Raw genomic sequence first — 8,355 nt, forward strand, 5'->3', positions numbered from 1 at the left:
GCGGCGGGGGGGGCGGGGGGGGGGTGCGGGGGGGGGGGGGGGGGGGGGTGCGCGCGCCGGCGCCCGCCCCGCCCCCGGGCGGGCGCGGCCCCCCCCGGCACCTGTTCAGGCGGAGGTGCGGCTCGGTTCGGGTGTCGCCCGGCCGGTCACAGCCCGATGATGCTGTGCGTGGGACGCAGCTGGAACTGGCAGGACTCCCAGGCCGACCAGCCGGTGCTGCTGGGGTCGGTCTGCGTGCAGTGGTAGAGCGTGCCCGTGTCGTCGACGGCGAACAGCTCGATCCTCCCGGCCCCGTTGCGCTCGGCGGCGACGTGGCGCATCCGCAGCGTGGTGCCGCCGAACTGGGTCGGTATCTGGGCCCAGGACTGCCAGGTGCCGGCGGCGGGGGCGGTCTCGAAGCGGCGCCAGAGCATCCCGCCGGGATTGGTGCCGAAGATCGCCAGGCGGCCGTCGAGGTTGCGGGCCATGTCGATGGAGTCGAGGATGCCGTCGAGTGGCGAGACCCCGCCCCACTCACTCTCCGTCTGCGCGTTGGCGACGTTCATCCTGCGCTGGATGAGAAGGCCGTCCTCCTTGATCGCGACCAGCACGGCGCGCCCGTCGGAGCCGGTCTCGACGGCGAGCTGGATCGCCGTGCCGCCGAGCTGGGTCCAGGGCGTGAACCAGCCGTTCGAGGGGGTGTCGTCGTTGAGGAAGTCCTGCCAGCGGTGGCGGATGGTGTTGTCGTTGCGGGTCGCGTAGACCTGCATGCCGCCCCACTGGTCCTGGACGGCGGTCACCGAGGTGAAGGCGGAGTCGAACGGCTGGGCCGCCGTGTAGGTGCTGCTGCCCGCGACGGTCTGCGCGCGACGGTTCACGAAGCCGTTCTGGTCGATGGCGAACACCTCGACCCGGCCGTCCTGGTGACTGCCGGCGGTGACGCACCGCCATCCCGGTCCGGTGGCGAGCTTCGTCCAGGGCTGGAGGCTGCCACCGACGGTCTGCTGGCCGGTGTTCCACAGATTGCCCTGCGCGTCCGTGCCGAACAGCTCCAGGCGGCCGTCCTTGTTGCGGCTCGTGGCGATCGGGGAGCCGAACGGGAGTGGCGCGTGCAGCGGGAAGGGGGCCGGCAGGAGCAGTTGTGTGTTGCGGTCCTGGTTGCCGCCCATGCGGTTGGTGATGCCGTGACTCACCTCCTGCGGGTCGTTGGTGGCCAGTTCCCGTGCCAGGGAGGCGAGTTGCGCGGGAGTGCTGGTGTCACCGCCGAAGGAGAGGGGTGCGGCGGGGTCGACCATCGTGGTGAAGATCGAGAGGGTGGCGGGCCCGGCGGCGGAGCCGAACTCGCCGGCGTTCTGTGCGTCGGGGCTCGCCATGATCTCGATGATGCGGCTCTGGATCGGCCAGTCGATGTGCGAGGCCGTGGAGATCTCCCAGAAACCACCGGCGATCGGACTGGAGGCCGGCGTCGGATGGGGCACGATCTTGTTCGCGTGGGTGTGCCCGTTGACCATGGCGATCACGTTCGGGTAGCGCAGCAGCAGGGCCTTGAGTTCGTCGCCGGTGTGCCGGTCGCCGAAGACGCCGCCGAAGATGCCGTCGTCCAGGTTGTCCATGGTGTTGAGGGTGTGGTGGCAGAAGAGGACGTACATCTTGTCCTGCACGCCGCTCCGCGTGACGACGCGGTTGTTGGTGTCGACGTAACGAGAGCTGTTGGCCCTGAGCTGCTGTTCCAGCCAGTTGAGCTGGTCGGTGTCGATCGACCCGCCCGCGGCGCCGGAGCCGAAGCCGTCGGTGTTGGTGTTGGTCGAGTCGAGCGTGATGTAGCGGATCAGGTCGCCGGAGGACGACGGGACCGCGTAGTAGGCCTTGTCGATCCCGACGCCCTGGAACCCGTGACCGACCGGCAGGCCGGCGGTGTCGAAGTGGTCCTGGATGAAGGCCTTGCGGGTGAGCAGCCGGCGGTCGGGGTCGGCGACGACCCTGGTTCCCTCCAGGTCCCAGGCCACCATCAGCTTCCCGAAGGTGCCGAGATCGCTGTAGTCGTCCGGGAGGTCGGCGGAGGTGCCGGTGGTCTTGGAGGTGCCGACCGTCATGCCCCGCACGTCGACGAGGTTGTTGTCGATGGGCTCGTTGCCCTGCCAGAGGCCGTCGTGGTTGCCGTACGCCGCGTACCAGGGCATGCCCAGGCCGTGGGAGACGAACGGCCGGCGGGCCGCGCCCACCGCGCCGCTCGCGTCCAGCAGGCCCGGCACGTAGGGGAATCCGAGTCCTGACGTGCCGGTGTACCGGTTGCCCGGGATCTGCTGCGGGGGCACCGACGGGTAGTAGTAGTGGTCGTCCCCGGTGCCGCCGCCGGTCAGGGCGCCGCTGGAGAAGCCCTGGTCCAGGCCGATGCGGCCGGAGTCCGGGACGATGGTCCGGCCCCCGTCGAGCAGGTCGATGTACCAGCGGTTCTCGTTGTGCTGGCAGTTGTCGACCGCGTCGCCGGTGACGATGGTGAACTGGAGCGGCTTCTTGCTCCGCGGTCCCTTGCCGATGCCGGCGAGGGCCTGGCACATCGCGTCGACGACCTGCGTCGACAGGAACTCGTGGCCCCGGTAGGCGGAGTCGGTGGGGTAGGAGGCGTAGTGCGGGGCGCCGGCGTCGGCGTAGCGGTCCATGAACTCCAGGCGGGCCGGCGACTGGTCGTCCACGATGTGCAGATCGGTCATCTGCGCGAACGCCGCCAGCGCCAGCGTCGGAGGACCGAAGCGGGACCAGAGGTCGGTCCGGATGGTGTGCGGCTCTCCCGGCCCGGCGACGAGCCGCTGGTAGCCCGCGCCCTGGGCGTAGCTCGCCCGCTGCACCGTCCGGTCCCACGTGGTGGCCACCGGCACGTCCGGTGCGGAGGCGGCCGCCGCCCTGCCCGCGTGGACCGGGGCGGCGGCTTCGGCGGCGGCGCGGAACCCGCCCGCGTCGATGGCCGCCGCCACCACACCCACGCCGGTCGTCGTCAGTAGCCTTCTTCGCGAGATACCCACGCCATGTCTCCCAGGAAAGGTCGGACTCTTCTCCTCTTCCGGCGTTCCATTCCGTTCCGCCCCGTTCCACCGGCCCCTCAACGGCCGGGAAGCGGGACGTCGCGGCGGAGCGCGACCCCGGCGTCGGCGGTACGGGCGACGATCGCGGCGACCGCGCGTTCGGCCAGGGCCGCGATGGTCAGTGAGGGGTTGACGGTGAGAGACGTGGGCACGGCGGCGCCGTCGGTGACGAACAGCCCGCTGTGGCCACGCAGTTCATGGCCGTCGGTGAGCGCGCTGGTGGCGGGGTCGTCGCCGATCCGCGCCGAGCCGAGCGGATGCGCCGTGACGGTGCCGGCGACGTCCTCGCTCCACGGGCGGACCCGGGACAGGCCGTCCTTCTCCATGATGTCGCGCAGCGCGGTGTCGGCCCGGTCCCATGCCCGGCGGGTTCGGGAGGTGGGGCGGTAGGTCATCGTGCCCTGGCCGAGCCCCGGTGCCAGCCGGGTGAAGCCGCCGGTGAGCGGGACGGCCCCGAAGGTGCCTTCGTTGTCGTCCTCGGTCATGGCGAGGAGGGTGAGCCATGAGCGCCACCGGGCCCGCATGTTCCGTTTCTCGACGCCGAACCAGGCCGGTGAACCGGCCGACTGGGCCAGCAGGTTGGTCAGCGGGGGGAAGTAGATCTGCTGGAGGGTGAAGCGGCCGTACTCCGGGAGGGTCGGGTCCAGGTGGTCGTAGGTGGCGGCGGTGATGGGCCGGCCCACGGGCAGCCCCTGGTAGGCGGACCCGTCGGGACGCGACAGCCCCAGCAGCGAGCGCGCCTTGTCCTCGTCGATGTCGGCGACACTGACGCGGTCGCCGTTGCCGGAGAAGTAGCGCCCCACGGCGGCCGGAACGCCGCCCAGGAGGAGGGCGGAGCGCTGGAGGATCACGGGCGTGCCCACGGCACCGGCCGCGAGGACGACGACCTTGGCGTGGATGACGCCGGCCTGGGCGGTGCAGCTGTAGTCGTCGGCGTCCAGGACGGTGTGGCCGACGGCGTAGCGGTAGCCGGGCAGCGGCGACGGGGCGACGGTCTGCACCTCGTGCAGCGGGCGGATGTCCGCGCCGTGGGCCTCGGCCGCCGGCAGGTAGTTGAGCAGCAGGGAGCGTTTGGCGTCGAAACGGCAGCCGGAGAGCATCCAGTTGCAGTTGGTGCAGGTGCTGGTGTCGACCGCCACCGGCACGGGATTGCAGGTGTGCCCGGCCCGCCGGCAGGCGGCGGCCAGGACCCCGCCGGCGTAGGACACGTCCGGCCAGTCGGTCCGGGTGACCGGCAGCGCCTCCTCGACCCGGTCGTACCAGGGGTCGAGGGCCGCCCGGGTCAGGGCGGCCGGCCACAGCCGGCGGCCGAGGCTTCCCTGGCGCTCGAAGACGAAGGACGGCGCGCGCAGTGAGGCGGCGAAGTAGACGACGCTGCCGCCGCCGACGCAGTTGCCGGCGACCACCGCGACTCCGTCGCCCCTGATCACGTCCACGATCTTGTTGTAGGTGCCCAGGCGCATCGAGTGGGTGAAGTCGGCGGCGGCCGCGCGCGGGCCGCGCTCCAGCACGGTGACGCGCGCTCCGGCCGCCGCGAGGTAGTAGGCCGGTATCGCGCCGCCGAAGCCGCTGCCGATCACCAGGACGTCCGTGGTCTGTACGGTCATGCCGGGCTCCCCGAAGCGGTCGTGTGCGGATGAAGTACCGCCAGCGGACGGCCGTAGGAGAAGTCGGGGAACCGCCAGAGGCCGTCCGGATCGGGTTCGGGGAAGCGCAGCCACGTCAGTCCGGGATGGCCCTGGCCGAGTGCCTCGACGGTGTCCTGCTGCCCTGCGGTGTCGAACGCCAGACCCACCAGCAGGCTCATCACCTGCCAGATCGGCCGGTCCAGGTCATCGGGGTCGAAGAGGCCGCCGACCAGGGCGGTACGGTGGGCGAAGGAGAGGCCCACGAACGGCGGGAGGGTCGGTGGCAGCCAGATCAGCCGGAGGGCGGCATAGGCGACGGCGCGCGCGTCCAGCAGCGCCGCGATCGCCGGGAGCAGCGGCGCCACCGGCAGTTGCGGCGAGGTGAGGAGGCCGACGGCACCGGCCTGTACCGCACCGGGCCCGGTGACCGCACCGGCGATCACCACGTCACCGGGAAAGCGGCGCTGACCCGGGATCAGGGTGTCGGCGAACGCTTCGAGCGTCTGTGTCGTCCAGCTCTCGGAGGCGGCGGCCGCGGCCGCCGGAGGCGAGTCCAGACCTCCGGCGGACAGTCCCGCGAGCGTGGCGACCAGTGCCTTGAGGATGGATCGCCGGTCGGGCCCGGTCATGGCGGCTCACCCGGCCAGTGCGCAGCGCAGGTCGTAGGGCAGTGACACGGTCAGCCCGGTCTCGCCCGCCGCCCGACCGTAGTCGCTCAGCGCGCGGGCGACGTCGGGGAAGAGGGGTTCGAGGGCCGTGACCGCGTCCCCGACGCCCACGGTGTGTCCGTCGACGCGGAAGTTCGTCAGCCGGGCTCCGGCCCGTCTCGCCGCCTTGTCCCACCAGTACTGGCCGTCCCAGGCCACCCACGGCGTCGCGCCGTGCGTGGACTGCACGCTCCAGTGGTCCTTCTGGTAGTAGTGGCAGGTCACCATGGCGAGTGCGAACCGGGAGGGTTCGGCCACCAGGAACCGCAGGGCCCCTCCGTCGTCGACGGTGATGTCCCGCTTGCTGTACTCCACGCACAGCGGGTCGGCGAACGTCAGCCACCACGGCGGCTGTTCCCCCTCCCCGAACTCGTGCCAGGTGCAGCCGGCGGCGAACCCCGGCTCGGTGAACGGACCCACGGCGGTGTCGACGGCCCCCGCCGAGCGGGGCAGCTGCCGGACCTGGCTCTCCCGGACGACCGGTTTCGACGGTGCCGCGACGGCGGTGCCGCTCGCGAGCAGTGCCGCGGACGCTCCCAGAAGCAGCGCGCAGCCGGCTGCGGAGACACGATGGCGCAAGGGAAACACGGGACCTCCCGTAGGCGGAGCAGGGTGAACGTCACTCAGGACCGGCCGCCGTCAGAACGCGCTGTGCGGAGCGGCCGACAGACCGAGCATGGGGCACACCTACCGGCCAGTACAAGAGGTGGGTCAGTGACTGAGCCACTGGGCCTGTCGCGAAGACTGCCGTCAACTGTGCCACGCACTACGGCTGTTGGGATCCGTTGCGACGGGGAGACGTGCCGCGTACGCGGACAGCCCCGGCCGGGACGGATCCCGGCCGGGGCTGTCGACAGCGGTACGGTCGTGCAGGGCGGTCACTCATGTCGCGTCACCGCGGTGTGTCGCGTCACCACGGCATGTCACAGCGTCGCGGTCGTCGCCTCCCCGGAGGCGCTGCCCGCGAGCCACTGGTCCCAGCCCAGGTTGAAGGCGGCGTAGCCGTTGTCGGCGGGCGCCTTGGCACGGGGCGAGCCGGTGATGGTGACGGGGTCGCCCTGCTTCACCTGGCCGTAGAACCACTTGGCGTCCGACATGGACAGGTGGACGCAGCCGTGCGAGCCACGGGCGCTGCCGCTGCCCGGGTTCGGGTCGCCGGTCGAATAGTGCACGTAGGTGCCGGACTGGGTGAGGTGGACGTCCCAGGGCAACGTCAGGTCGTAGTAGTTGGGGCTGCCCTTGTCACAGCTGATACCGACGCTGCAGGAGGTCATGTGGACCTTCTCCTGCTTGTCGATGACGGCCATCGTGCCGTTCCACGTCGGATACTGGGCACTGCCCGCGTTGATCGACAGGGTGCGCACCGCCGCGCCGTTCCGGGTCACCTTCATGGTGTGGCCGGTCACCGAGACGTTCGCGCGCACGTCGTCGCCTACCTTGAACGTGTGCGTGTAACTGCGCACACCGTAACGGCCGTTGCCGTTGTTGACGCCCTTCATGTCGGCGTCGATCCGCACGGTCGTACCGGAGGGCCAGTACGCCTTCGGGCGCCAGTCGGCGCGCTTGTCGCCGAACCAGTGCCAGGCGCCGGCCACCGGCTGTGAGGCGCTCACCTTCATGTGCTTCTCGACCGCGGGCCGCGCCTTGGCTGCCACCGGGTTCGTGAAGACCACCGAGATCGGCATGGCCACGCCGACCGTGGTTCCCGTCTGTGGCGTGATCGTCTCCAGGAGCATCGGCGGACCCGCGGGCTTCGTCGGCGACGGGGAGGCGCTCGCGCTCGGTTTGCCCGAGGGCTTCGCGTCGCTCCCGCCCGCCTTGTCACTGCCGCCCCCGCCGCAGGCACTCGCACCCAGCAGCATCACACCCGTGACGAGTGCGATCCCTATGCCACCCTTGCGCCGTCCCACGACCAGCTCCACTCTCTCGCCCCACGACCCTGACGGGCCCGACTCACTGTCAGACTGCGACGGTGCGGGTCACAGTTGCACGCATCGCGTAAAACCTGTCCCAAGAGTTGGTGCGCGCGGGCCGGCAGGGTGCGTGCGCGGGTTCGCGGCCACCGGCCGGCGGCCGGATTTCGATTGCGGACGCGGCCTCCGGCTCGGCAGAGTTCGAGCACCGTCCGCATCGGGACCGTGAACCGAGGAGGCACCCCGTGGCTGTCGTTCCGACGCGTCGCCTGGCTCTGCTCGGGGGCGGCTTCTCCACCGACGCCGACGGTCTGCTGGACGACTGGGTGCTGGGCCAGGTGCGCTCCAGCCGGCCCAGGGTGTGCTTCGTCCCGACGGCCAGTGGTGACTCCCCGGTCTACGTCGAGAGGTTTCTCGCCGCGTACCGGTCGCGCGCCTGTGAACCGAGTGTCCTCTCGCTGTTCCGGCGCGAGCTCGACGACGACGCCCTTCGTGTGTTCCTGCTGTCCCAGGACGTCGTCCATGTCGGTGGCGGCAGCACCGCGAACCTGCTGGCGGTCTGGCGCGCGCACGGGGTGGACCGGCTGCTGCGCGAGGCCTACGAGCGCGGAACCCTTCTGTGCGGTGTCAGCGCCGGCGCCAACTGCTGGGCGGACGGGTCGCACACCGACTCCTTCGGACCGCTGACGCATCTGCCGGACGGGCTGGGGCTGCTGTCCGGATCGGTCTGCCCGCACTACGACAGTGAGCCGGGGCGTCGCCCGTCCTACCGGACGGCCGTGGCCACCGGAGCGCTTCCGGCCGGCTGGGCGGTGGAGGACGGCGTCGGTGCCCTCTTCACGGACGGCCTGTTGACGGACGCGGTGACTCGCACGCCACGGTCCCTGCTGTACCGGGTGGAGCCCGACGGCGAGGGCGGGGTCACCGAACGGGCCCTGCCCTGCCGCCGGCTCGTCGCACCACAGCGTCCCCCGGCGCCCGCGTGAAAGGGCGACGGAAGCGGTCCCGCCCGGCGCGGGGCCCTCGGCCGCGGGGGGGCGGGTCGGGT

General features: G+C 71.6%; 6 protein-coding genes. 1 reads left to right on the forward strand and 5 read right to left on the reverse strand.

All coding sequences use genetic code 11. From position 1 onward, the window contains the following. Positions 1-146 precede the first annotated feature (146 nt). From ACFV2J_RS32770 to ACFV2J_RS32790, 5 genes are all read right to left on the reverse strand, one after another. A complete protein-coding gene (locus tag ACFV2J_RS32770) occupies positions 147-2,999 on the reverse strand; it encodes a TIGR03767 family metallophosphoesterase (RefSeq protein ID WP_385442033.1) in 2,853 nt (950 codons plus the stop codon). A 77-nt stretch (positions 3,000-3,076) separates the two neighbouring features. Beyond that, a complete protein-coding gene (locus tag ACFV2J_RS32775; protein WP_385093528.1) occupies positions 3,077-4,666 on the reverse strand; it encodes an FAD-dependent oxidoreductase in 1,590 nt (529 codons plus the stop codon). Beyond that, positions 4,663-5,316, reverse strand: a complete 654-nt coding sequence (locus ACFV2J_RS32780; RefSeq protein ID WP_385093530.1) for a DUF5987 family protein — start codon at positions 5,314-5,316, stop codon at positions 4,663-4,665. Before ACFV2J_RS32780 ends, ACFV2J_RS32775 begins: the two co-directional genes overlap by 4 nt. A gap of 6 nt (positions 5,317-5,322) precedes the next feature. After that, a complete protein-coding gene (locus ACFV2J_RS32785) occupies positions 5,323-5,973 on the reverse strand; it encodes a hypothetical protein (protein WP_385093533.1) in 651 nt (216 codons plus the stop codon). 344 nt (positions 5,974-6,317) lie between these two features. Continuing rightward, entirely contained in the window at positions 6,318-7,256 is a 939-nt protein-coding gene (locus tag ACFV2J_RS32790; protein ID WP_385093539.1) for an Ig-like domain-containing protein, read from the reverse strand. 296 nt (positions 7,257-7,552) lie between these two features. Here ACFV2J_RS32790 and ACFV2J_RS32795 point away from each other — a divergent pair, with 296 nt between their 5' ends. After that, complete coding sequence (locus ACFV2J_RS32795; RefSeq protein WP_385442038.1) at positions 7,553-8,293, forward strand: Type 1 glutamine amidotransferase-like domain-containing protein; 741 nt, start codon at positions 7,553-7,555, stop codon at positions 8,291-8,293. Positions 8,294-8,355 lie beyond the last annotated feature (62 nt).

Origin of the sequence: Streptomyces sp. NPDC059668 (assembly GCF_042734135.1) — a bacterium.
In the GTDB taxonomy this organism is placed as follows: Bacteria; Actinomycetota; Actinomycetes; order Streptomycetales; family Streptomycetaceae; genus Streptomyces.